The organism is Epilithonimonas bovis DSM 19482 (assembly GCF_900108115.1).
GTDB classification, from domain to species: domain Bacteria; phylum Bacteroidota; class Bacteroidia; order Flavobacteriales; family Weeksellaceae; genus Epilithonimonas; species Epilithonimonas bovis.
Genome location: NZ_FTPU01000018.1, coordinates 37,685 through 62,344, shown reverse-complemented (window position 1 = coordinate 62,344; position 24,660 = coordinate 37,685). Strand labels below are relative to the sequence as shown.

The following is a 24,660-nucleotide window of genomic DNA, read 5'->3' as shown; positions in this document are numbered from 1 at the left end:
CGGGAGATTTTTCCATTCCCAAATAATTGAGTTTTCCTGCCAAACCTTGCATCCCATCGCATATTTCACCCATAGAATCGCATCGGCTGAATATGCCGAAAAGCATCGTCATCAAATGCGTCCACGAATCAAATGTTTTATAATATCGGTCTGATTGATGCTTGTTAACCAATAAATCAAACTTGTTGCGGGGGATAAATTGCAATATTTGTTTGAAAATTGGCTGACCGACTAAATTCTTTTCTGTATTTTTATGGCTCATATTTTTAGTGTGTAGTAAAACTAAAATATGAAAAAAGGAGCTACCTGAACAGATGGCTCCTTATATTTTTTTTGTCGGTTAGTAGTGATAATATATAATGAAGAAGATACTTTTACTTTCATTTTTCCTTTTATCTGTCAGTATTTTTTCACAAATCAGTGTTTTCGAAGCCAAAAGAAGCACCGACCGCGCTGTTGTGGAAAAATTTATCCGGGACAATCCTAAGCACCCTGCCGTTCCCGAACTGCAACAGCGTGCACTTTCTCTAAAATATGCCGGCAATCCTCAAGTAGCTAAGCCAAGCATCACAACAATGACAGAAAATAAAATTGAAAAAACATCCAAAGTAGGTACCACCGCAGCAAAAGGCCAACCATCTGAGCAGGCGAAGAATACGGCTGCAATGCTTACCAGCCTCTTCAATAATAATCCCAATAAAAGCGAAGCGATCATCCAGTTTGTTAACAAATCAGGGTGCAATCTGCTGATCAAAATCAGTGGTAAAAAATTCTACAATCTTACCGTCCCTTCCAACGGACAAAATTATATCATGCTGGACAAAGGGAATTACAATGTATCCACATCTATCTGTGATGCGGTGTACTATCAAAACAAATCCTTTACAAAAGATGTTATTATAACACTTAGCGGTGGCAAGTAAAACCTGATCCTATTACTCTTGAGAACTTTATCTTTAATATTATTAATGTCCGGTATTTTGATATTTTCTCAAAAACAGGTTGTTATCAGCCTACTGCAGGCAAAAGATGCTCAGGAAATATTGGGCGACGATTATGGTAACATTTACATCTACAGCAAAAAAGACCTGAGCCTTACTAAATACGATTCTTTGGGAAAACAAACAGGGAGGCTAATGATGACTTTTCCATATAAAATCCAGAGCGTAAGTAATCCGCTGAATATTGTTCTGTTCTCAGAAAATGCTCAGGAAATCAAATTTCTGGATCAAAATCTCAACGAAATACAGAAAATAAACCTCAGCCCTAATTTTGGGTTTGTAACGGCAGCTTATGCAGAAGACCTGCAGTTTGCCTGGCTGCTTGACGACAGCAGCAAAACGCTCATCCAGTATAATTTCCGTACCAATGCTGTTATCAATTCTTTCCCCTTCAATATCAGTCTTACATCGCTTAAGGACTTTGTGGTTTACAATAACAGGATTTTCATCCTCAGGGAAAACAGTTTTGAAGTGTATAATACCTCAGCAAAACTACTCTATTCAACAGCTGTTGACAATGCCAGGAAGTTAAGAAGGCACAATGATGATTTGCTGATTTTTACAGGTAGCAGTATTCGTAATTTTGATGGTCAAAACCTCTTGAAAATCTTTGAAAATCCGGACGCAAAAATTGTGGATAAAAACAGTTCCGGATTTTTGGCACTCATTGGAGACAAAGTATATCTTTACAACCTAAAATAATTGATAGTCGGTAATTGATAAATTATTGCAATTTCTTGTCATCAATTATCATTTATCATCATCAATTATAGAAAAAATGCATATTGCTGTTACAGGAAACATAGGCGCCGGAAAAACCACCCTTACAACCATGTTATCAAAACATTACGATTGGGAAGCCCAGTTTGAAGATGTAGATCACAACCCTTATTTGGATGATTTTTATGGCGACATGTCTAAGTGGAGCTTTGCACTGCAGATCTACTTTTTGGGCAGCCGTTTCCGTCAGGTAAAAGAAATCCGTGAGAGCGGCAAGAATGTAATCCAGGACAGGACTATCTACGAAGATGCTCATATTTTTGCAGAAAATCTGGCAGAGATGAACCTGCTTTCCGAGCGCGATTTTAACAATTATTTATCCGTTTTCCGGCTGATGAAAGATTTTGTTTCGGCACCGGATTTGCTGATTTACTTAAGAGCAGACGTCCCTACACTTGTGAGGCAAATCTCAAAAAGAGGCCGGGAATATGAGGCTGGCATCAGTATAGATTATCTGTCAAAACTCAACAACAAATACCAGAACTGGATCGAAAACTACAAAGAAGGCAAACTTCTCATTATAGATGTAGATAACCTTGATTTTGTAGAAAAACCAGAAGATTTCGGTTACATTTTAGAAAGGATCGATGCAGAGCTGAACGGTTTGTTTTAAGTTTTCCGGCTGATAATTTGCAAATGAGTAAATATAACAGTCCGATTAAAACAAGCGTCATGATAAAAGTAATCCACAACAACAGCTGCCCCAATTCCAAGGCTATTCTTGAATATCTGGATGAGAACGACATCAAGTTTCAGATCATTGATATTGCAAAAAACCCGCTGAGTCTTTTTGAGCTCCGGACATTATTCAAAAAACTGAATAAGAAGCCCAGCAAAGTCTTAAGGAAATCTGCCGAATTGTATAAAAAATATTTTTCTGAAGAGGAGTCTGTGAGCGAAGAAAAAGCCCTGGAAGTGATTGCGCTTAACCCCGAGGTGATACAATGCCCTATACTTATAAAGGGGAAAATTGCCATGCCGGGGAATCCGCTGGAGAATGTCAAGTTTTTTATAGAGAACTGACAAAAGCCCTTTATCAACGGTAAAAAGCTTGAAAATCATCCCTATTTCTAATAATTATTTTTACATTTATTTGTCTATATAAAAAATAATGCTTTATTTTGCACTCTCAAATATTCATTAGTCAAAAGAACATCGAGATATGTCAAGAATTTGCCAAATAACAGGTAAGCGTGCAATGGTAGGAAACAATGTTTCTCACGCTAACAACAAAACGAAAAGACGTTTTGAAATTAACTTGCTAGAGAAGAAATTTTATCTTCCTGAACAAGAAAAATCAGTAACTCTTAAAGTTTCTGCTCACGGACTTAGAGTTATCAATAAGATCGGAATTGAGGAAGCACTTGAAAGAGCTGCTAGAAACGGATTTATTAAAAACACTACTAAGTAATGGCTAAAAAAGGTAACAGAGTTCAGGTAATTCTAGAGTGCACAGAGCACAAAGAAAGCGGAGTAGCAGGAATGTCAAGATACATTACTACAAAAAACAAAAAGAACACAACTGAGAGATTGGAGCTTAAAAAATTCAATCCGGTTCTTAAGAAATATACTCTTCATAAAGAAATTAAGTAATTTATAAAAATATTTTACAATGGCAAAAAAAGTTGTAGCAACGCTTCAGGGTGGTGCTGGTTCAAAAAAAATGACAAAAGTAATCAAAATGGTGAAGTCTTCTAAATCAGACGCTTACGTTTTTGATGAAAAAGTAATGAACGCTGACGAAGTTGAAAGTTATTTGAAAAAATAATTCACCAGCCGATAACAATATAAAAACTACTCTTATAAAGGGTAGTTTTTTTGTTATATTTGTTTTTTAGCAAATTAAAGAATTTTAAAAACTTGAAATTAATAGCTTAGCTAAAAAACCATTTATCAATTATCATTAATCAATTATACTTAGTAATGAGTTGGTTCAAAAAAATATTCAAAAAAGAGGATAAAGAAACCTTAGATAAAGGATTGGAAAAATCCAGCCAGGGGTTTTTTGATAAAATTTCCAGGGCAGTCGTGGGCAAAAACACTGTAGATGACGAAGTTCTGGATGATCTGGAAGAGGTTCTTATCGCATCCGATGTCGGCGCAGAAACAACTATCAAAATTATCAAAAGGATAGAAGACCGTGTCGCCAAAGACAAATATGTGAATGTGGCGGAACTGGATAATATCCTGCGGGAAGAGATCTCTGCCCTGCTGCTGGAAAACCCTCATCTGGATACCGACAATATCGACACCAGCAAAAAACCTTATGTGATTATGGTAGTTGGAGTGAATGGCGTTGGTAAGACAACAACAATCGGAAAACTGGCCCATCAGTTCAAATCGCAAGGTTTAAAGGTCGTTTTGGGCGCAGCTGATACATTTCGTGCTGCCGCTGTGGATCAGTTGGTAATATGGAGTGAGCGTGTGGGCGTTCCTATTGTAAAACAGGGTATGGGGTCAGACCCTGCTTCGGTGGCTTTTGACACCGTGCAATCCGCCGTTGCGCAGGATGCAGATGTCGTAATTATCGATACCGCAGGGCGTTTGCATAACAAAGTCAACTTAATGAACGAACTGTCCAAAATAAAAAGAGTCATGCAAAAAGTAATACCTGATGCTCCACACGAGGTGTTATTGGTTCTTGACGGTTCTACGGGACAAAACGCTTTTGAGCAGGCTAAGCAGTTTACTGCTGCTACAGAGGTAACGGCGTTGGCCGTAACGAAATTGGATGGTACTGCCAAAGGTGGCGTGGTAATAGGTATTTCTGACCAATTCCAGATTCCTGTAAAATATATAGGTGTGGGCGAAAAAATCCAGGATTTGCAGATTTTTAATGGTATGGAATTTGTAAACTCTTTCTTCAAGAAGAGATAACAAATCTAATATTAACATTAAAAAATTTAAACTATGGGTATTTTAACTTGGATTATTTTCGGTCTTATTGCCGGAGCAATCGCAAAAGCTATTCATCCGGGCAATGATCCCGGCGGATGGATTGTCACAATTATTATTGGAATTTTAGGCGCCATGCTCGGAGGCTGGTTAGGTTCTATGATTTTTGGTGTAGACGTAACTGGTTTCAATTTCTCCAGTTTTCTGGTAGCAATTGGTGGATCCGTACTTTTGTTATTCCTATACAGGCTGGTTACCAAAAATTAATTAACTTTAATAGCACTTTACTCTATAAAAAAATCCCTGATTTAGTATTAAATCAGGGATTAATTTTTTCTGGCCAAATCCTAATTTGCAGGCCAAATATTATTCTTGACATTAATGTCAGGGATCCTGGATGCGGGGTCCAGCTTAACCTGTGTAACTTCTTTGGCAGAATCTACCTGGAAAGTCCATTCAGTATTACGTTTCCAAACCTCAACCGGTAATTTTACAGTTTGAGAAGTCCCGTCTTTAAAAGTTACCAGAACAGTCGTTGGCATTGGCAATTGCCCAATATTTTCAACAGTAATTTGTGTACCGCTGGTCATAGGTTTTACGGATTTCACAGCCTGGTCAACTTTCCATTTGTTAATAAACCAGCCTCTCCAAAACCAATTGAGCTCTTCTCCGGAAACATTTTCCATAGTATGGAAAAAATCCCATGGTGTTGGATGTTTAAAAGCCCATCTGTCAACATACGTTCTAAAAGCTTTATCAAACCTTTCTGGTCCCAAAACTGATTCTCTCAGGATGTCCAAGCCCATCCCCGGTTTGAAATAAGCTAAAACTCCAATGCTTCTTTCCTTCATATTATCAGGCCCTACCATTACCTGCTCAAAATTGTCATTAAGGACGAACGGTCCCATTTTTCCAATATCCTGCTTACGGTAATACTCACCTTTGTTGAAAGCTTCTGTAGAAAGACCATTGATAAAAGTGTTAAAACCTTCATCCATCCACGCAAATAATCTCTCGTTAGAACCCACGATCATCGGAAACCAAGTATGCCCAAATTCATGATCTGTAACGCCCCAAAGCGCTTCACCTTTCGAGTTCATATGACAAAAGACAATGCCCGGATACTCCATTCCGCCTTCATTGCCGGCAACATTGGTTGCAGCCGGATAAGGATACTCGAACCATTTTTGAGAATAATGTTCGATGGCTGCTTTTGTGTATTCTGTAGATCTTCCCCATGCTTTGTCACCGGCACTCTCTACGGGATATGCAGATATTGCCAAAGATTTTTTACCGCTTGGGAGATTGATTCTCGCTGCATCAATGATGAAAGCTGCCGACGATGCCCAGGCAAAATCCCTCGCTTTTTCTATTTTGAATTTCCAGGTTTTTGTGCCTGATTTTGTATTTTTTCCTATTTCAGATTCGGGGTGTATCATTACAGCTTTTTCGCTGTTTTTCGCCTCATTCCAGCGGTTGATTTCGTCCTTGGAATACACTTCTCTCTCATTCAGCAGTTCTCCCGAAGCCACAACATAGTGGTTGGCAGGGACGGTGATATTCGCAGAAAGCGTTCCATATTCCAGATAAAATTCTGACGCACCCAGATAAGGCAGCGTGTTCCAGCCCATGATATCATCATAAACATACATCCTAGGATACCATTGTGCAATTGTGAAGATTTTCCCGTTTTTGGTTTCTTCTACGCCCATTCTGTCCGAACCGTATTTTGGAGAAAGGAAAGAATATTCGATTTTAAGTTTTGCAACACCACCATTGGCTTTTAGTGCCTTTGGCAAATCAATCTGCATTCTGGTATCTGTAATGGTATATTTGACATCTTTACCATCATATTTTACAGATTTTATTTTGTATCCACCATCAAAAGTTTCTCCGTGCGCACCGTTTCTACTTCCTGACAAAGGAACTACAGCGTTGCCTCTGGAGTCTTTTGCAAATAGATTTTGATCCAATTGCAACCAAAGGAAACCAAGCTGATCCGGGCTGTTATTGGTATAGGTAATGTCTGCAGAGCCGGTGATTTCATTTTTAGTCTCATCAAGGCTCACATTCAATTGATAATCGGCGGAGTTTTGCCAATATTTGTGCCCAGGCTGCCCACTGGCAGAGCGTGTTTCTGTCCCGGTCTGAGGATAGAAAAACGGTTTGAAAGCTTCTGTATAATTGTATTTGGGAGCAGCTGGTTTTGGTACATCCTGCGCAAACACAAAGCCTGTAAAAGCCAAGGCCGCAAAAAGGGAAATTTTTGTAGGAAATGTTAAATTCATAGTGTAAAGGATTTTTGGAATAAATTGATAAGTAAAAAAAATCTCAAACTTGTTACAAATTTGAGATTTTTTTAATTAAATCAGTTCGATTTTTTTGCTTTGATCATTGCTTCCAGCTGATCCCAAAGTTCTGTGGGAATCTGGTTCAGCATATTAAATTCACCTGCACCCTGCAACCACTCTCCACCGTCAATCGTTACCACTTCCCCATTCATATAGGCTGAATAATCGGAAACCAGATAAGCGGCAAGATTCGCGAGTTCCTGATGCTCTCCTACTCTTCTGAGAGGCACTTTCTTTTTCATATCAAATTTTTCCTGAAGATCTCCCGGCAACAACCTGTCCCAAGCTCCTTTTGTAGGAAACGGTCCCGGCGCAATCGCATTGAAACGGATACCATATTTTGCCCATTCTACAGCTAGACTTCTGGTCATGGCCAAAACGCCTGCTTTGGCACAAGCAGAAGGAACAACATAGGCTGAACCTGTCCAGGCATAAGTGGTTACGATATTAAGAACCGTCCCGGGGATTTGGTTGTCAATCCAATATTTCCCAACAGACAATGTACAGTTTTTAGTTCCTTTCAGGACGATATCCAAAATAGAATCGAAAGCCGAATGAGTCAATCGCTCCGTTGGTGAAATGAAATTACCCGCAGCGTTATTCAGAAGAATATCAATCCTGCCAAACTCTTTTATTGTGGCTTCTTTCATGGCCTCCACTTCTTCCCAATTTCGGACATCACAAGCCACACAAAGGACTTTTCCACCGGTCGCTTCTTCCAATTCTTTTGCCGTCCCCTGTAATTTTCCCAGATTCCTGGAGGTAATCACGACTTTGGCATCTAACTCCAGAAAGTATTTGGTCATCGCTTTTCCGAGACCACTTCCGCCGCCGGTTACGATGGCTACTTTATCTTTGAGTGCGCCTTCGCGCAACATCGGTTGTGTATATAAACTCATTTTTTTGATTTGGGTAAATTTAATTAAAATCAGAAATCAAATTTCTTTTTCTGCCAATAATAGAATGAGGTAAATAGTTTTTATTTGGTCGTCTCAGCGCCCATACTATTGCCAAGTTTTTCATATTCTACATCGTTTGGTTCCCAAAGTTCGATTTTGTTACCTTCGGGATCCAGAATGTGGACAAATTTGCCATAATCATAAGACTCAACTTTATCCAGAATGGTTACCCCTTCTTTTTGTAATTCCTGAACCAAAGCATCAAGGTTTTCAACACGATAATTGATCATAAAGTCTTTTTCCGAAGGCTGAAAATATTTGGTATCTTCTTTAAAAGGGCTCCATTGCGAAAAACCTTTTTTGGACTGGTCGGCACCTTGGTACCATTCAAAGACAGATCCATATTCATTGGTTTTGAGGCCAGGATGATTGCTGTATCATTCATTCATTTTTTTCGGGTCTTTACATTTGAAGAAGATCCCGCCAATTCCTGTAACTCTTTTCATATTTTGACTTGTTTGATTATCATTTAAAGATCTGAATGCATAGCCCGAAAGGAACGCACAACCGATAACCAAAGCAAGTATTATTTTTTTCATAAGCAGATTTTTATTTCAATCGCGTGATTAGATTTTTTCACTAATCAACATTGTAAAGCAAACGCTCTCCAAAACGACCTTCAGCAAAATTACCGTTCTCATAAACCAGATTTCCATTGACAAATGTGTGGGTGACTTTGGAACCAAATTCGGTTCCTTCAAGCGGACTCCAGCCACATTTGTAAAAAATGTTTTCTTTCTCAACAGTCCAGTTTTTATTTATATCCACCAAAACCAAATCGGCTTTGTAACCTTCTCTGATAAAACCTCTTTTTTCCACTCTGAAAAGAATCGCAGGATTGTGAGCCATTTTTTCGACGATCTTTTCTAATGTAATTTTTCCGTTTTTAAAATTTTCTAACATCACAACCAAAGAATGCTGAACCAAAGGCGCTCCTGATGGGCAATGGGTGTAAACATTCTGTTTTTCTTCCCAAGTGTGCGGTGCGTGGTCGGTTGCAATCACATCGATTCTGTCATCCAGCAAAGCTTCCCAAAGTCCGTCTTTATCTTTTTGAGTTTTTACGGCAGGGTTCCATTTGATCAGGTTTCCTTTTGTTTCGTAATCTTCGTTGGTAAAAGTCAAGTGATGCACACAGACTTCCGCGGTGATTTTTTTATCTTTTAACGGAATATCATTTCGGAAAAGCTCCGTTTCTTTAGCCGTGGACAAATGGAAGACGTGTAGTCTTGCCCCAGTTTTTTTGGCCAGTTCGATAGCTTTTGATGAAGATTTGTAACACGCCTCTTCGCTTCTTATCAAATAATGAAATTTGACAGGAATATCATCACCATATTTTGCTTTGTATTTTTCGGTATTCGCACGGATAGTTGCCTCATCTTCGCAATGCACGGCGATCAGCATTTTGGTATTGCTGAAAATGTTTTCTAATGTTTCCGGATTGTCAACCAACATATTTCCTGTTGACGAACCTAGGAACAATTTGATTCCGGGTACATTTCTCGGATTGGTTTTCAGGACTTCTTCTAAATTATCATTGGTTCCGCCCATCATAAAACCGTAATTAGCATAGGCTTTTTGAGAAGCCAAATTATATTTATCCTGAAGCAAGTCCTGAGTAACGGCATTCGGCACAGTGTTAGGCTGATCAATAAAACTGGTGATTCCGCCAGCAATGGCTGCTTTAGATTCCGTTTCTATATCACCTTTCCAAGTCAATCCGGGCTCACGAAAATGGACCTGATCATCAATAACTCCGGGTAATAGGTATTTTCCCTGAGCATCAATAATCTCGTCAACATTATCCCCAGAAATACTATCAGCAATCGTTTTAATCAGATCATTTTCTATTAAAAGATCACTTTTAAAAATTTTCCCTTCGTTAACAATTTGTGCATTTTTTATTAGAACTTTCATTTTTACTGGATGTTAGGTTGTCAAAATTGATCTAACAAATTTAAACTATTATTAATGATTCTTCAAGTTTTAATGACATCAATAGGATCAGAAATCATAAGCGATTTGTGGAAACAACTATTATAATTTCCGCTTAAAAACGAATAATTATTGACTGAATACACTAAATTAGCATTCCTAATATCCACCGTAATATGCTCCCAATATCACTGACCATAGAAGGTTTATACTCATATCAAACGAGACAGACCATCGACTTTTCTGAACTGACGGAAGCCGGCCTGTTCGGTATTTTTGGGGCAGTAGGATCCGGAAAATCGTCAATACTGGAAGCTATCACTTTTGCGCTTTATGCAGAAACCGAACGGATGAACAGCAAAGACAGCAGGGCTTACAATATGATGAATCTGCGAAGTAACAGGTCTTATATCGAGTTTGAGTTTCAGAATTTTGAGAATAGGAAATTTCGTGTATGCCGGGAGTTCAGGCGAAATACCAAACGTTTTGAGGACGTCAAATTAGCCAACTCGGTATTTTATGAAGAAAAAAACGAGCAATGGATTCCGTTGGAGCATACCAATGCTGAAAAATTGTTGGGACTGAGTTACGACAACTTCAAGAGAACCATCATCATTCCGCAAGGCCAGTTCAAAGAATTTCTGGAATTGGGCGCCACAGAACGAACAAGGATGATGAAGGAAATATTTGGGTTGCAAAAATATGATCTTCAGGATAAGGTGTCCGCAAAAATGTCGGAGAACAAATATAAACTTGCCGAACTGGATGGCAAGCTGGGAACTTTTGAAGATGTTTCTGAAGAGCTGATTTATCAGAAAAAAGAAGAATTAAGTTCTTCCAAAAGCAATTTTGAAGTTCACAAAAGGCAGCATCAAGAGCTGGAAAAACAGTTTCAGCAACTTAAAAAACTGAAAGAAGATGCAGACCTCCTGCAAAGCAAAGAAGCTGAATTGAATATTAAACAATCGGAGGAAGAAAAAATCAAAAATCTGGAGCAACAACTAGAAATTTTTGAATATGCCGAGCGACACTTTAAAGCATTATTGACAGAAAAAAAACGACTGGCTAATGAACTCTCTCAAAACTATAAAAATCAGGAATCTGTAAAGGGTGAATTTGAGAAATTATCCAACAATTTAAGTCAAATTAGACGACAAATTTCCGAGTTGGAAAAAGATTTTAACAATCTGGATAACAGCAGGCAAAAAGCTTCAGACCTATCTCAAATATCAAAAATCCTGGTATACAGCAATCAAAAAGAAAAACTGCTGGAGCGCATTACAAAAGGTGAAATAGCCATTAATGAATCCAGGAAAAAAGAAAACGAGATTCAGAAAAATTGGGATATTGAGTCGCAACTAATCTCTGAACTAAAATCAAAAAAAATCGATACAAAACTATTGCTGGATGTTGAAAATTGGTTTCAGAGCAACAAAAACCTTCAGGCAGAACTGGCAAAAATTCAGGAAAAAATCCAAGCAAAATCAGAAGAAATAACAGAACAACAAAACCTATTGGAGCAATTCCCGGAAAATTGGAAAGCCAATTTTGCAGAAAAAATCCTTGCCCTCAGTCAGAAAAAAATTGAATTGCAAAACCGCAAAAGCCATTTGGAATTGTCGCAAAAGCTTTCCGAATTCGCCCAAAATATAGAATCCGGAAAACCCTGCCCGCTTTGCGGATCGACAGAACATCCTGCTATACTGGAGGCAGAAAACGTCTATGAATCGATCATTAATATTAATGCTGAGATCAAGAAAAATGAACAGGAAACAGATCTATTAAAAGAAAAAGACCGACAGGTTGAGAAAATCCTGGAGATGAAGCAGCTGTTGGAAAAGCAAAAAAATGAACTTGCCAACCAAAAATTGGAAATCGAGAAAAAAATTCAGATTCATATTGGTAATTTCACATGGGACAACTTTGATAAAAATAATGAAAGTAACTTCCAAACCCAGAAAAATCACGCTTTGGAATCAGAAAAAACGATAACTGTTGTAGAAAAAAAACTGGAAGACATCCGAAAATTGCTGGATCATCAACAGAAAGAAAGCAAGCGTTTTGAAGAAGCCATCCTTGATTTCAGTCATAAAAAAATCAGCCTGGAGACCTCGATATCAGACCTCAAACAAAGCTTAAAAGTTCTTGACTTTGCCGAATTTGCAGACCAAAATGCTGAAATCCTACATCAGGAATCCGAAGCGCTTAGCAACAAAAATCAAAAGGTGGAAAACCAATACCAGCAACTCCAAAAAGACTTACTGGAAATAGTTCCTCAAGTGGCCTCTAAAGAAACATTGCTGAATCAGATTACTTTGCAAATTAAAGAATTAACAAGGTCTGCAAAGGACAATACAGAAAATCTGGATTTGGCTTTGACGAATTCTGACTTTAAAGATCTTGCGGAAGCCGAACATATCTTGTCTCAGGATTTTGACATACCCACGCGTAGAAAAGAGATACAGAATTTTAGAATTGCTTTCAGTACCTTGAAAGAAATTATTGCGACACTGAGACATCAACTAAAAGAAGCCAACTATCAGGCTGCTGATTTTGCAAAAAAAGAAGAAGAATTTTTGGTTTCTCAACAAAGCATCCTAAAGTCAGAAAAGCAGTTTGCTGTTTTGGAAAGCCAGTTCTCAGAGCTTGCAAAAAGTTTTGAAACCAAAAAAGAACTGCTTACAGAGCAGAATCAATTGCTCCTGAGAAAGGCGAACCTTGACATACTTTTTAATCTTTTCAAAGCTGCCGGATTTGTCAATTATGTGTCGTCCATTTACCTGAAACAGCTTTGTGACAATGCTAATATCCGCTTTCACAGGATGACCCGAAACCAGCTGAGCCTGCAGGTTAACGACAAAAACGAATTCGAAATTATTGATTACCTTAATGAAGGGAAAACAAGAAGTGTAAAGACATTATCAGGCGGGCAGAGTTTTCAGGTTTCTCTCAGCCTGGCGCTTGCACTGGCAGAAAGTGTGCAGTCTCAGGCAAAATCTGATAAAAGCTTTTTCTTTATTGATGAAGGTTTTGGTACTCAGGATCCTGAATCTGTCAGTCTGGTTTTTGAAACCTTAACCAACCTCCAAAAAGAAAACCGCATTGTCGGCATTATTTCTCATGTTGAAGAACTCAAAGAAAAAATACCAATTTCTTTGAATATCAAAAAAAATGAAGAAACCGGAAGCCAGATAGAAGTCGTTATGAATTGATTCTAAATAGATCTAATTTTTTTGTAAATTAAAAGAATAGGGTTGAGTTTTTCTAAATCTTTCTGTTCTTAGCGAGCATCGGGATAGAAACCAGTCCCATTATCAGCATGATAATAATCTGCAAAGGCAATGTGATAAAAGAATAGGCCAGCCCCAGCTCTCCGCCTTCTACGGCGTCCTTTCCCATAGAAATAAAGAGTGCCGTGAAGCCAAACTTCATCGCAAGATTAAAAGCTCCAATACCGCCACTTGCAGGAATAATCATACCCAGTGTCCCGACGACCAAAATAAAACAGCCATCAGCCAAAGTAAAATCCGAAGTTTCCGGCAAAGAAAAACAAACCAGGTAGGAAGCAAAAAAGTAGCAAATCCAGATGCCTGCGGTAAGCAGTATGAATTTACCTTTTTGACGAAGCCTGAAAACAGACATTAGGCCCGCAAAAATCCCGTCTATAAAATCAATAATTTTTGAAATGAAGCCAAACTTTCTGAATCGCTCCTTGAACCTGAAAAATGTAACCAGAGCCAAAACACCTCCGGCAATAATGCCAATTATAAAAACAGGATTAAAACGCACGCCCGAACGCTCGTAGAAACTATAGATTGCATCAAATTTGAAAATCAGTGTGAGAACCAAAAAAAACAACATACAAACCAGATCAATCACTCTCTCCAGAATAATCGTCCCAAAAGATTTATCTACCGGCACCTTTTCTACACCGTAAAGTGCGGTGGAACGTGCTACCTCGCCACTCCTGGGAATTGTAAGATTCATCAGATAGCCGAAAGAAATAGACCAAAGTGAATTGGCATTGGAAACCTGGTATCCCATAGGCTCCAGCAGAAGATTCCAACGAACCGCGCGGAAGATATAAGCAGAAACACCAAAAACAGCTGCCGCTGCAACCCACAAATAATTTGCTTTTTTAAGTGAATTTGAGATTTTTTCAAAATCTAAACCTTTCAGCGCCAACCAAAGGAATACACCGGCTACCAAAACAGAAACCAAAATGGTAACTGTATTTTTGAGTACTGAACTTTTGTTATCCTCCAAGATATTTTTCTGAATTAAGTCAATAGATTGGTAGTCTCATCCGGGAAGACTATTTTCGGCTGAAAATCTTTGGCCTCTTCCGGTGTCATTTGTGCATAAGCAATGATAATTACAGTATCGTTTTTCTGAACTTTTCTCGCGGCTGGCCCGTTTAGGCATATTTCTCCGGATTTTCTCTTTCCCTTGATAACGTATGTGTCAAAACGCTCACCGTTATTTACATTCACGATGTAAACGCGCTCGCCAACAATCAGCCCCGCTGCTTCTATAAGATCCTCATCTATAGTAATACTGCCAATATAATCAAGATCCGATGCTGTTACACGGACTCTGTGAATTTTTGATTTAAAAACTTCGATTAACATAGTTGCAAATTTACATTAATTAAATAATAGTTTGAAAATTTGTCAATAAAAACTGCATTGACTGAGCTTCGAAAATTAATATTAAATTTTACGAAATCATGAATTAATAGAATTAAAATCCACATTGGCTTATTTATTGATGAATACTGAAAAAAGTGATAATTGAGTACCTGCTGAATACTGCATTTCCGTAAAAATTAATTTTAGGAAAAATTCATCAGAACAAAAAGAATGATATACTTTTTATTATTTTTTTTCAAATTATTTGCACGGTATGAAAATAGTCTTATATTTGCTTTAACAACATAACTTTAATTAAAAATATTATGAACAAGTCTGAATTAATCGATGCTATCGCAAAAGATGCAGAAATCACAAAAGCTGCTGCTAAAAAAGCTTTGGAATCATTTGTTGCTAATGTAACAGAAACACTTAAGAAAAAAGAAGGTAAAGTATCACTAGTAGGTTTCGGAACTTTCTCAGTTTCTGAAAGAGCTGCTAGACAAGGTATCAACCCTGCTACTAAAAAACCAATCAAAATTGCTGCTAAGAAAGTTGCAAAATTCAAGGCTGGTGCTGATTTGGCTACTGCGGTTGCCGGTGCTAAGAAAAAATAATATTTGATATTTCAAATAAGAAAACCCGTATTATACGGGTTTTTTTGTTTAGTTATTTTCGTCATCCAGAAGGTGCCCAAAAAACTCTTTTTTTGTTTTAAGGTAAGACAAACTTGCCTCGTTTGCCTTTATCTGTAACGGAATCCTTGAATTAAAGGTTATATCGCTATTCTCGATAATTTTAATTTTTTCAGGGTTATTGGTCATCAGATTCACGGATTTGACACCAAGGTCTTTTAGTATTTCTATAGCAACACCAAAATCACGGTCATCGGCAGGTAAGCCTAGCTTGAGATTGGCCTGAACAGTATCCAGACCTTTTTCCTGCAACGCATAAGCTTTTAGCTTGTTAATAATACCAATATTGCGGCCTTCCTGTCTCAGGTAGATGATGACACCTCCATTTTCCTGCATATAATGCATAGCCGAATTGAGCTGCTGCCCACACTCGCACTTCTGAGAATGGAAAACCTCACCGGTAATACATTCAGAATGGATGCGTACATTAACCGGTTTATTAAAATCTGTACCTTTTGCAATAAGTGCCATGTGTGGCATCCAATTGTTATCGTCTTCGGAAAAGGCGATCATCCTAAACTCCCCAAATTCTGTGGGAACATTAGCTTCCGCTTGTACTTTTAACATCGAAATAGAAAAAAAAAAAGAATTAGTTAGCAGACATAGAGGAGGTCTCTACATTCTTACTTTGTGACGCTTCCAAAAGATTGATATTGGTTTTGATCTTCACCATATAACGGTTAAGTACCTCATCATCCTCACTGGTCATAAATTTACGAAGTTTCTGGATCTTTTTGTATGATTTCTCAAACTCCTCAATGGACTTTTTTTTATTGACCTCATTAAGCTGTCTCACAGAATTCAAATAATCAGAGAGTGCTTCTTTAAGAAAGCCAACCTCGCGGTTTACAGCATCATTCCTGAATTTTGGGAAAGTAGAAATGAGATTGGAGATTGATGAAGCATAAACAATATCTTCGGGAGAAAGATAAGCATATGAATCTGAAAGCAAATCTGCATACAAATCGTCCGACGCTGCAGAACTTGCAGAGCATGACATTAGAGAACCTAAAAGATATATAGCTAAAAGTTTAAGCAAACTTTTCATCACTTCCGTATTTTTTGATACAGGATTGGGTTCAGGGATTCATCATTATACATCTTCATTTGCTTGTAAAGCTTCATCTTAACTTTCCCAATCTCAATATCCGCCAACAATTGCTCAATAGCTGTTGCCAAATCTGATTGCTGTTCAAGAAGAATATCCAACTTTTGCCTGCACTTCATTTTATGATCATCAGAAGCATCTACTCGCGACGCTTCAATTGACATGTGGTATATTTTCAAAGCAAGAATAGAAAATCTGTCTATAGACCAGGCCGGAGTTTCTGTATTGATCCTGGCGTCCTGATCCGGGACAATTCCTTTAAACTTATTGTAAAACCAAAAATCGATTTGCTCTACAAGATCGGTCCTTTTCTGATTAAGTTTATCAATTCTTCTTTTGATTACCAACGCTTCTGACGGATCTATATCTTCCTCTCTGATAATATCCTCAAGATGCCACTGAACTGTATCAATCCAGTTTTTTGTATACAAAATCCATTCCAGACTATCAGCCTGGAATGGATTTTTTTCTTCAGAATTAACATTATCTTTTACATGATAATCTTCAACAGACTGGTTAAAGACTGCCCATGCATTCTCTGTAAAACTCATCAATAATACTTTTTAAGAAGGATTATTGGTAGTGGATGAGTTATTTTCTTTCTTGTCTTCATCCTTCACAGCATCTTTAAACTCTTTGATGCCGGATCCTAATCCTTTCATTAGTTCGGGAATTTTTTTTCCTCCAAACAATAAGAGTAAAATAAGCGCAACAATCACAATGTGTTGCCAGGATAAACTTAATATAACTGTTGATATTAACATCTTAATTTTTTTGCAAAGTTAAATTATTTTTTAATACGAAACCCAACCCAAAGGATCGACGGGATTCGTTCCATTCCATACCTGAAAATCAAGTGTTACCGTACCATCAAAATCACTTCCAATCTCACCGATTGTTGTTCCCGCAGATACCTGCTGATTTGCTCTCACCGAAGTACTGGACAGATTGGAGTAAACTGTAAAGTAATTACCATGTTTCACAACCACAGTCCTGCTGCCATTAATTGCCTGAATGCTGGAAACTACACCAGGAAAAACACATCTTGCTCTTGTACCAGGCGCAACCGCTATCTTGATCCCAATATTCTCTTCCACAATATTTTTAAAGACCGGGTGCGGCTGACGGCCAAAACGGTGCGTCACACTGCCACGCTCTACAGGGAAGGACATCCGGCCTTTGTTCTCCGCAAAATTGCTCCCAACAACCGAACCAACACCATAGCTTTTCATCACCTTTTTCTCAGCTTGATCTTTTGCATCTTCGGTTCTTTTATTAACAGCTATCTCGTTGGCTTTAGCTGTTGCCAGCTGTTCTGCTTTTTGCTTAGCCAAGGCTTCCGCGTCTCTGGTTGCTTTTTCAGCAGCAGCTTTACGCTCTGCTGCCCTGTTGGATTCAGCTACCCTTCTTTCGTCATCTGCTCTTTTAGCTGCTAATTCGTTCGCTTTTTTCAGTTCGGCTTCCGCTCTTTTTCGTTCAGCCTCTGCAGCTGCCATCCGGGCACGGTTCTCAGCTTCAATTCTTTCTTTTTCTTTTCTTGCAGCAATCTCTGCCAGTCTCTTGCGCTCAGCTTCAGCTTTTCTTTCAGCTTCTTCTTTAGCTTTGGCCAGCCTGATTTCTTCTGCAATAATATTACGGATCTGTTTTTCCAATTCTTTGGACTGAGCCTGTTTCTGCCTCAATTCTGCAGTCAGCTGCGCTTCGTTCTTCTTGAACTCATCCAGCAATTCCTGTTTCTGCTGCCGCTCTGCCTGAATGGTTACCAGGTCTTTTTTCTGAGATAACAATAGGTTATCCTTTTCTGTTACGGATCTCTTCTTAAGCTCGATATTCCTTTTGATTTCGGCAGCCTTATTCGTAATTTCAGCTGCTTTTTTATCCTGATATTCAGAATATCTCTTGAGGTACTCTATACGGGTAAGCGCTTGTCCAAGATTTTTTGAAGACAGGATAAATGTTACCTTGTTCTGAACACCTTTTGTCTTGTATGCCTTTACAAGAATCTCGGCGTAGTTTTTTCTGAGAACTGTTAGTTCGCGATTATTTTTATTGATTTCCAGCTGTCTTTTGTAGATATCATCTTCTATAAACCGCTTCTCTTTTTGCGTATTATTATAGACTTTTTCTCTAAGATTAATTTTTTGGTTAACAGCATTAAGGTATGCTATTGATAATCTGGACTCTTTTTTTGTTTGATTTAACGAAGCATTTATCGACGATATCTGTTTCTTAAGATCGGAATTCTGTTTTTGCAACTGTTCTTTATCCTTCTGCCCAAAAACGCTTCCGAATAACAAGATACTTACAAAAAAACTTAATTTCTTAATCATTTAATTTCTGTCTTAGTATAATTGGCAGGAACGGCATAAGCAGTTTCCATTCGGGAAAAATCAAATTTCGTATTTTCAATTAATATTTCGGTGGTTTTGTTGGCTTTTATAATTATTTTAACATTTTTTGGAAAGCTCTCATTATTGAGTATTTCTCTGTTGGAATAGGTTATATCCAACTGGTCATTATTCTGTGGATTAGTTAACAAAACGTGGTTCAGATTGAGATCCTTATCATAATCAAGGGCAATATTGTATGACACAGTTTTCCCATTTTCTGTAATTTTCTGTGCTTCTTTTGACACAAGGTTAAATCCTGACGCATTGGTGGTCAGTCTAAATTTGTCATCAGAAACAGGCAGAAATGTTTTCCCCGTCAATAGATTTTGCATGGCATTGTAGTCAATAAAATTGACATTCAATAACTTATTAAGATAAGAAAAATCAGAATCAATATAGGTTTTATCAAGCCTATTATAAGCTTTTATACCCTGGGGTGTTGCCACGCCTCTGGCCGCCTGAAGAATGACAGCGGTAAGGTTCATCCAGATCTTTTGCCCGTTTTCTATATAGATTACCGCATCCAGCGTTGGGATAAATGAGCCTGTTTTTGCATCTATCCTGCTATTGATTTTTACCGCATCAAAACTTGATTTCTTCGCGATTGAAGAGAAAAATTCGGCATTATTCTCTATTGGTTTTGTTGTGCTGACAGGCGCTTCAGTTTGTTTTTTCTGAACTGCACACGATGACACAGCCAAAGCTGCTATAATGATGAAAATACTTGATTTCATAAGTAGATATTTATTTTGTTAAAGGTCAATGGAATTGCCCCGACCTGCATTTTAAATTACAAAGCACGGCATCTCATGAATTCTATTAAGTAAAACTACAATATTAACGCCAAAATAATTGCAAATGTTGCAGGATACGAATGTCCTAAAATGACAGACTTTGCCAGGTTGGCTGGCAAAGTCTGTATTGTTTAGTTAAATAAATTAATCTTTGGAAACAAAATCCAAAACCGAATAATCTCCCAAAGAAATCTCTCTGGCAACCCCAAAATATTTTGCAGAATTACCAATCATTGAGTTGCTGAGATTACCATTATCAATCATCGTATTTTCCTGAATCAGGGAGTTATTAATATTAGAATTAATAACAATCGTATTATTACCAAGGGAAACATTAGGCCCAATCTTGGAGTTGGAAATCTTGACATTTTCACCAATAAAGCACGGTGGGACTATCATACAGTTCACGATCTCGGCAGACTCCGGATATTTTGCCATCGCATCTTTTTCGTATTCAAGAATCTTGCTGTTGGTCTCCACAGTTGCAGTCTTGTTACCACAATCCATCCAGTCATCTACTTTCCCTAAGGAGAATTTAGCCCCTTTGGCTCTTAGGTTTTCCAGTGCAGTAGTTAACTGATATTCGCCGCCCTGCATGATATTATTATCCATGATGTAATCTATCTCGGCCATCAGCTTCTCTGCTGAATTAAAATAATAGATGCCAATAATCGCCAAATCAGAAACAAATTCTTTAGGTTTCTCTACAAAGTCAGTTATAAAGCCGTAATCATCCAACTTTACCACACCAAATGCGGAAGGATCTTCTACCTTCTTCACCCAGATTACGCCATCTGCATTGGTATCCAGATGAAAATCTGCCCGGAACAAGGTGTCTGCAAAAGCGATTATCACAGGCCCACTCATACTTTCTCTGGCACAGTTGATGGCATGTGCCGTACCCAAAGGTTCAGTTTGGGAATAGATGCTGCCTTTTGCACCAAGATTTTCTGCAACTTTTACAAGAGAAGCTTCTACATCGGGTCCAAAATCACCTATGATAAAGGCAATCTCCTCGATAGGCTCATTAGCCACTTTTGCAATATCCTCTACCAATCTCTGGACAATTGGTTTGCCTGCGATCGGGATGAGTGGTTTTGGAACGGTGAGTGTATGTGGTCTAAGTCTGGAACCTCGCCCAGCCATTGGAACTATAATTTTCATAAATATATTATTAAAGCATGATCTGCCGGCATCGGCAGTGTCTTTTATTATTTTTTAAGCCCTATTTTATCAAGAATTTTAGCAGGAATTAAGCCTTCTGATTTTAACAAAATGGTTGCCAAAAATAGAAATATAACATTTCCTAACCAAATGTTTTCTTTTAAATATTGGTAATAAGCCAGCGATACAATCATCGTCACAAGAATCACCAGACTGTTTTTATAAACATTGTATGCTACCGGATACCTGTAGTGTCCCCAAATATAAGAAATGACCATCATTGCAAAATAACTGGCAATAGTAGCCCATGTAGATGCCCAATAACCATATCTGGGAATGAAGTAGAAATTAATGATTATTGTGATCAAAACACCAATACCAGAAATATAAGCGCCAACAATAGTCCTGTCTGTAAGCTTGTACCAGATGGAAAGGTTGAGATAAATCCCTAAAAACAAACTTGCAAAGAATAATATGGGAAGAATACCAACACCCTCATAATATTCCGGATTGTTGATATACAGTCTCACAATCCAGTCCAGATTGACAGACAGAAACAATACAATGATGCAATTGACAGCAATAAAAATATCCATCAGTTTTACATACATCTCTTTGGCGTTTTCTTTTTTGGAATTGCTGAAGAAAAAAGGCTCTATACCCAAGGCATAAGCCTGCCTAAAGAGTATCACAAAAGTCACCACCTTAGCCACTCCACCATAGACGCCTAACTCGTGACGTCCTATCTCTTCGGGAAGAAGAAACTTCAGAAACTGCCTGTCAAAAGTCTCATTGATAATTCCCGCTAAGCCTGCAATGGTAATTGGCCAGGAATATTTGATCATTTTTTTCCAGAGTTCCCAGCAGAAATATTTGATTCTTGCAATAAAAAGCTCTTTGGAAAGCATCAGAAACGTTATGGCACTGGCTACAAGATTGGCTACAAAAACATATCCAATACCAAATTCTGAACTATATTTTAATCCAAAAATCCCATTCGGATATTTTGGAAGAACAATAATAAAAAATATAACTAAAAGAAAATTAATAACACCATTGGTGATCCTGATTCCGGCATATTTCAGCGGTCTTTCGTTCTTTCTAAGCATGACAAATGGCATCGCACAAAAAGCATCCAAAGCCAAAGTGATTGTAAGAATGGCCAACAAATCCACCTGATCAGGCGTCTTGAAAGCATTAGCCAGCGGCTGCCTGTATATCAGAGTCAAAATAAGATAGACTAAAGTCACGGCAAAAACACTGAAGAACGAAGTAGAAATCAACTTTCTGTCATCTTTCTCATCCAGAGCAAAACGGAAAAATGTGGTTTCCATCCCGTGGGTTAAAAGTACAGCAATAACACCTGCTACAGAATAAAAATCAGCGTAAGGCGAATAGGCAGATGGCCCAAACGTTCTTGTAATAATCGGATTAATAACAAATGGGAACAACCTGATAATGACAGTTGTTAACCCATAAAGAGCGGTCTGTCCGAGAAGCTTTTTCAATAGTGAAATAATTTTTGCAAAGGTATTCTTTTAATTAAATTAAAAAAATGTAAAAAAATAAGCCTTATAGATAAAGTATCTATAAGGCTAAAAATGATTTTTATTTCTTCGCTTTATTCGTCATCCAGAACACCAGTTTGCCACCATTTATAATATCCTGATGTTTGATAGTGAAATCTTTAATTGGCTTCCCGTTCAGTTCAACTTTTTCAACATATACATTTTTGACCGACTGATTTTTGGCTTCGATTTCAAAAACTTTTCCGCTTTCAAGATTTAGTTTGGCATTTTTCACACTCGGGCTTCCTATGGAATAATCATCAGATCCCGGCGCAATCGGATAGAATCCCAAACTACTGAAGATATACCATGCACTCATCTGTCCACAATCGTCATTTCCGCCTAAGCCGTCTGGCCTTGCCTGGTATTGCATTGTTAAAATTTTGCGGATCTGAGCCTGCGTTTTCCAGGGCTGATCAATAAAATTATAAAGATAAGCGACGTGGTGCGCCGGCTCGTTACCATGAACATAGCCGCCGATGATACCTTCTCTGGAGATATCTTCTGTATCTGCAAAAAACTCATCTGGCAAATGCATTGTAAACAATTGATCGAGATTTTCCCCGAATTTCTTTTTCCCGCCCATCGCATCAATCAAAGCATTAGGATTATGCGGAACGAAGAAACTGTAGTTCCAGGAATTACCTTCAATAAAACCCTGGCCGTGTGTGCTCAGCAAATCAAATTCTCTTTTGAAACTGCCGTCAGACAATCTCGGCCTCATAAAACCAATTGATTTATCAAAGACATTACGCCAGTTTTCGGATCTTTTCACATATTCGTTATAAACATCCGTTTTTCCCAATTTCTTAGCGATTTGCGCGATGGCCCAATCATCATAAGCATACTCCAAAGTATTGGAGACCGACGTCCCGTTTTTCTCGGCTGAGATGTAACCTTTGTCTATATATTCGCCAATACCTTCGTAATTTCTTTTGTTAGACGTGGCAATGCAGGCTGCCAGAGCTTCCTCCGGGTTACCTGTAAACGTATTTTTGATAATCGCATCTGCAATCAATGACACCGAATGATAACCACTCATACACCAGTTTTCATTGGCATAATGCGACCAAACTGGTAACATTTTCAAGCTGAATTGGTCATAATGCGCCAACATCGATTTTACCATATCATTGTTCCGTTTTGGCTGTATGATATTGAAAAACGGATGCAAAGCGCGATACGTATCCCAAAGCGAAAATGTGGTATAATTGGTGAAATCTTTAGCCAGATGTACATTTTGATCCAAGCCTTTATATTCGCCATTACTGTCCATATAGGTGGTTGGATTGATAAAAGTATGGTACATCGCCGTGTAGAAATTCACCATATCATTTTCGGAAAGCGTATTAACAGCAATTTTATTCAGTTCTTTGTTCCAGTCATTTTGGGCCTGAGATTTTATATTTTCAAAATTCCAATCCGGCGTTTCTTTTTGTAAATTATCCAAAGCATTGGCCTGGCTAACAGGCGAAATAGCCATCTTAACCTGGATTTTCTCATTATCACGGGTGTCAAAATCAAAATGCATCCTAATTTTTTTGCCGGCAATCTCCGGGAAATTTTCATCCTGATTCCATTTTCTCCAAAAACCACGGTAAGGCTGTTTGCCATCATAATTTTTCTGCCCGTAGGATTTGAAAGGCTTAGAAAATTCCATCGCGAAGTAAACGGTTCTGGTTCTTGCCCAGCCGTTGGTTTGCCTGTAACCGGTGATGCGGTGGTCATTTTCAATCCTTACATAAGTCCAGACATTTTTGTCATCGTAATTGTAAATCCCCGACATCAGATCCAAAATAATATGGGCATCATCCGATTTCGGGAATGTATATTGATGAAAACCAACTCTGGTTGTAGCCGTTAATTCAGCTAAAATATTAGAATCGTCCAGTTTTACTTGATAATATCCAGCTTCTGCTTTTTCGTTCTGATGAGAAAATCCGGAACGGAAGCCACTTCCGGGATGTTGCGCTGTACCGGGATTCAATTTTAATTTCCCAACGGTTGGCATTATCAGAAAATCGCCTAAATCCGAATGTCCTGTCCCGCTAAAATGGGTGTGTGAGAAACCGACAATAGTTTTATCCTCATAGCGGTAACCTGCGCAATATTTATAAACATCGGGATTATACTTTCCGTTGATTTCGTAAGACAGCGTATCTGTCTCTGGGCTTAACTGGACAGATCCGAAAGGTACAGTGGCGCCCGGAAAGGTGTGTCCCATTTTTTCTGTTCCTATAATAGGATTCACATATTTTGCAAGATTCTGCATTTTTTGGGCATTGAATTGTGAGGCAATTAGAATTGATAAAATTAAAAAATGGTTTTTCTTAAACATGAGTTTTATTTTGAACAATGATTGGTAACTTCGGGGCTTTGCACATCATTT

The 24,660-nt window shown here is 38.2% G+C and carries 28 protein-coding genes; 11 read left to right on the top strand and 17 right to left on the bottom strand.

Going from position 1 to position 24,660, the window contains the following annotated elements:
- Positions 1-262, bottom strand: a 262-nt coding sequence (locus tag B0B05_RS09325; RefSeq protein WP_143745985.1) for a DUF4372 domain-containing protein, incomplete at its 3' end; no start/stop codon positions are given.
- 97 nt (positions 263-359) lie between these two features.
- On the opposite strand from B0B05_RS09325, the gene B0B05_RS09320 reads away from it, so the two are divergent.
- The 9 genes from B0B05_RS09320 (at position 360) to B0B05_RS09280 (ending at position 4,943) form a co-directional block, all read left to right on the top strand.
- Complete coding sequence (locus B0B05_RS09320) at positions 360-923, top strand: DUF6759 domain-containing protein (RefSeq protein ID WP_076783381.1); 564 nt, start codon at positions 360-362, stop codon at positions 921-923.
- A 45-nt stretch (positions 924-968) separates the two neighbouring features.
- Positions 969-1,703, top strand: coding sequence for a hypothetical protein (locus B0B05_RS09315; RefSeq protein WP_084173918.1), 735 nt, complete (start codon positions 969-971; stop codon positions 1,701-1,703).
- A gap of 76 nt (positions 1,704-1,779) precedes the next feature.
- Complete coding sequence (locus B0B05_RS09310; RefSeq protein WP_076783380.1) at positions 1,780-2,394, top strand: deoxynucleoside kinase; 615 nt, start codon at positions 1,780-1,782, stop codon at positions 2,392-2,394.
- A gap of 59 nt (positions 2,395-2,453) precedes the next feature.
- A complete protein-coding gene (locus B0B05_RS09305) occupies positions 2,454-2,804 on the top strand; it encodes an arsenate reductase family protein (RefSeq protein WP_076783385.1) in 351 nt (116 codons plus the stop codon).
- 139 nt (positions 2,805-2,943) lie between these two features.
- Entirely contained in the window at positions 2,944-3,192 is a 249-nt protein-coding gene (rpmB, locus tag B0B05_RS09300) for a 50S ribosomal protein L28 (protein WP_027384734.1), read from the top strand.
- Positions 3,192-3,374 (top strand): 50S ribosomal protein L33, encoded by a 183-nt coding sequence (gene rpmG / locus B0B05_RS09295; protein WP_076783379.1) that lies wholly within the window; start codon positions 3,192-3,194, stop codon positions 3,372-3,374. Before rpmB ends, rpmG begins: the two co-directional genes overlap by 1 nt.
- A gap of 19 nt (positions 3,375-3,393) precedes the next feature.
- On the top strand, positions 3,394-3,549 hold the full coding sequence (locus tag B0B05_RS09290) for a DUF4295 family protein (protein ID WP_076783378.1): 156 nt from the start codon (positions 3,394-3,396) through the stop codon (positions 3,547-3,549).
- Positions 3,550-3,704: 155 nt separating this feature from the next.
- The gene (gene ftsY / locus B0B05_RS09285; RefSeq protein ID WP_076783377.1) at positions 3,705-4,658 is read left to right on the top strand and encodes a signal recognition particle-docking protein FtsY; all 954 of its coding nucleotides are present in this window, start codon (positions 3,705-3,707) and stop codon (positions 4,656-4,658) included.
- Positions 4,659-4,691: 33 nt separating this feature from the next.
- Positions 4,692-4,943, top strand: coding sequence for a GlsB/YeaQ/YmgE family stress response membrane protein (locus B0B05_RS09280; protein ID WP_076783376.1), 252 nt, complete (start codon positions 4,692-4,694; stop codon positions 4,941-4,943).
- An 80-nt stretch (positions 4,944-5,023) separates the two neighbouring features.
- Here the strand turns inward: B0B05_RS09280 and B0B05_RS09275 are convergent, their stop codons facing one another.
- From B0B05_RS09275 to B0B05_RS09260, 5 genes are all read right to left on the bottom strand, one after another.
- A complete protein-coding gene (locus B0B05_RS09275; RefSeq protein WP_076783375.1) occupies positions 5,024-6,964 on the bottom strand; it encodes a M1 family metallopeptidase in 1,941 nt (646 codons plus the stop codon).
- An 80-nt stretch (positions 6,965-7,044) separates the two neighbouring features.
- Positions 7,045-7,926: an SDR family oxidoreductase gene (locus B0B05_RS09270; protein WP_076783374.1), complete on the bottom strand. Its 882-nt coding sequence runs from the start codon at positions 7,924-7,926 to the stop codon at positions 7,045-7,047.
- Between the two features lie 80 nt (positions 7,927-8,006).
- Entirely contained in the window at positions 8,007-8,216 is a 210-nt protein-coding gene (locus B0B05_RS17115; protein ID WP_317044128.1) for a VOC family protein, read from the bottom strand.
- A 147-nt stretch (positions 8,217-8,363) separates the two neighbouring features.
- Positions 8,364-8,525 (bottom strand): hypothetical protein, encoded by a 162-nt coding sequence (locus B0B05_RS17110; RefSeq protein WP_317044127.1) that lies wholly within the window; start codon positions 8,523-8,525, stop codon positions 8,364-8,366.
- Between the two features lie 40 nt (positions 8,526-8,565).
- Positions 8,566-9,903 carry a dihydroorotase gene (locus B0B05_RS09260; protein ID WP_076783373.1) on the bottom strand — a complete coding sequence of 446 codons (1,338 nt, stop codon included), beginning with the start codon at positions 9,901-9,903 and terminating at the stop codon, positions 8,566-8,568.
- 194 nt (positions 9,904-10,097) lie between these two features.
- On the opposite strand from B0B05_RS09260, the gene B0B05_RS09255 reads away from it, so the two are divergent.
- Positions 10,098-13,133 (top strand): SbcC/MukB-like Walker B domain-containing protein, encoded by a 3,036-nt coding sequence (locus B0B05_RS09255; protein WP_076783372.1) that lies wholly within the window; start codon positions 10,098-10,100, stop codon positions 13,131-13,133.
- Positions 13,134-13,185: 52 nt separating this feature from the next.
- Here B0B05_RS09255 and B0B05_RS09250 read toward each other — a convergent pair whose 3' ends face one another.
- Together B0B05_RS09250 and panD are read right to left on the bottom strand one after the other, a co-directional pair.
- A complete protein-coding gene (locus tag B0B05_RS09250) occupies positions 13,186-14,190 on the bottom strand; it encodes a lysylphosphatidylglycerol synthase transmembrane domain-containing protein (RefSeq protein WP_076783371.1) in 1,005 nt (334 codons plus the stop codon).
- Positions 14,191-14,201: 11 nt separating this feature from the next.
- Entirely contained in the window at positions 14,202-14,552 is a 351-nt protein-coding gene (panD, locus tag B0B05_RS09245; protein ID WP_076783370.1) for an aspartate 1-decarboxylase, read from the bottom strand.
- Positions 14,553-14,878: 326 nt separating this feature from the next.
- Here panD and B0B05_RS09240 point away from each other — a divergent pair, with 326 nt between their 5' ends.
- On the top strand, positions 14,879-15,169 hold the full coding sequence (locus B0B05_RS09240) for an HU family DNA-binding protein (RefSeq protein ID WP_072997715.1): 291 nt from the start codon (positions 14,879-14,881) through the stop codon (positions 15,167-15,169).
- Between the two features lie 48 nt (positions 15,170-15,217).
- Here the strand turns inward: B0B05_RS09240 and ribA are convergent, their stop codons facing one another.
- The 9 genes from ribA to B0B05_RS09195 all read right to left on the bottom strand — a co-directional run bounded on the left by ribA (position 15,218) and on the right by B0B05_RS09195 (position 24,609).
- The gene (gene ribA / locus B0B05_RS09235; protein ID WP_076783369.1) at positions 15,218-15,814 is read right to left on the bottom strand and encodes a GTP cyclohydrolase II; all 597 of its coding nucleotides are present in this window, start codon (positions 15,812-15,814) and stop codon (positions 15,218-15,220) included.
- 22 nt (positions 15,815-15,836) lie between these two features.
- On the bottom strand, positions 15,837-16,295 hold the full coding sequence (locus tag B0B05_RS09230; RefSeq protein WP_143745984.1) for a hypothetical protein: 459 nt from the start codon (positions 16,293-16,295) through the stop codon (positions 15,837-15,839).
- Complete coding sequence (locus tag B0B05_RS09225; protein WP_076783367.1) at positions 16,295-16,906, bottom strand: DUF4254 domain-containing protein; 612 nt, start codon at positions 16,904-16,906, stop codon at positions 16,295-16,297. Before B0B05_RS09225 ends, B0B05_RS09230 begins: the two co-directional genes overlap by 1 nt.
- Positions 16,907-16,918: 12 nt before the next feature.
- On the bottom strand, positions 16,919-17,119 hold the full coding sequence (locus tag B0B05_RS09220; protein WP_076783366.1) for a twin-arginine translocase TatA/TatE family subunit: 201 nt from the start codon (positions 17,117-17,119) through the stop codon (positions 16,919-16,921).
- A gap of 30 nt (positions 17,120-17,149) precedes the next feature.
- Entirely contained in the window at positions 17,150-18,685 is a 1,536-nt protein-coding gene (locus B0B05_RS09215; RefSeq protein ID WP_076783365.1) for a M23 family metallopeptidase, read from the bottom strand.
- Positions 18,682-19,479 (bottom strand): lipoprotein insertase outer membrane protein LolB1, encoded by a 798-nt coding sequence (locus tag B0B05_RS09210; RefSeq protein WP_076783364.1) that lies wholly within the window; start codon positions 19,477-19,479, stop codon positions 18,682-18,684. Before B0B05_RS09210 ends, B0B05_RS09215 begins: the two co-directional genes overlap by 4 nt.
- A gap of 204 nt (positions 19,480-19,683) precedes the next feature.
- Positions 19,684-20,703 carry a sugar phosphate nucleotidyltransferase gene (locus tag B0B05_RS09205; protein WP_076783363.1) on the bottom strand — a complete coding sequence of 340 codons (1,020 nt, stop codon included), beginning with the start codon at positions 20,701-20,703 and terminating at the stop codon, positions 19,684-19,686.
- 47 nt (positions 20,704-20,750) lie between these two features.
- Positions 20,751-22,211 (bottom strand): lipopolysaccharide biosynthesis protein, encoded by a 1,461-nt coding sequence (locus tag B0B05_RS09200; protein ID WP_245799280.1) that lies wholly within the window; start codon positions 22,209-22,211, stop codon positions 20,751-20,753.
- A gap of 100 nt (positions 22,212-22,311) precedes the next feature.
- Positions 22,312-24,609 (bottom strand): GH92 family glycosyl hydrolase, encoded by a 2,298-nt coding sequence (locus B0B05_RS09195; protein ID WP_076783361.1) that lies wholly within the window; start codon positions 24,607-24,609, stop codon positions 22,312-22,314.
- Between the last annotated feature and the right edge of the window lie 51 nt (positions 24,610-24,660).